Origin of the sequence: Methanobacterium formicicum DSM 3637 (assembly GCF_000302455.1) — an archaeon.
In the GTDB taxonomy this organism is placed as follows: domain Archaea; phylum Methanobacteriota; class Methanobacteria; order Methanobacteriales; family Methanobacteriaceae; genus Methanobacterium; species Methanobacterium formicicum_A.
Window position 1 is genome coordinate 1 of record NZ_AMPO01000028.1, and the last position, 347, is coordinate 347.

Annotated in this window: 1 tRNA gene; it reads left to right on the plus strand. The window is 41.2% G+C overall.

Annotated elements, in window-relative coordinates:
• Positions 1 to 88: 88 nt before the first annotated feature.
• Positions 89 to 162: transfer RNA gene (locus A994_RS12775), tRNA-Ala, on the plus strand.
• Positions 163 to 347: the final 185 nt, after the last annotated feature.

The following is a 347-nucleotide window of genomic DNA, read 5'->3' on the forward strand; positions in this document are numbered from 1 at the left end:
TGGAGATTTTATCTTGTGTTTGTGTGCAGCTAAACACCAAATCATATCTACCAAATATGGTATTCTTGTACCAGCATCTTTATAATGTGGGCCCGTAGCTCAGACTGGGAGAGCGCCGCCCTTGCAAGGCGGAGGCCCCGGGTTCAAATCCCGGTGGGTCCATACCTCATTTTTCATATTCATAAGAAATTAATTTGTACGTGCAGCTAGTATCACTGAGTGATAGCTAGTGAAGGGATAAGACACACATATTGACGATGTGTGTTGATGTATATCCGTGCATAAGTAACCCTACTGGCATTAACTGATTAGAATAGCAGTGAATGTATATTTTAAATGCTTAGTTT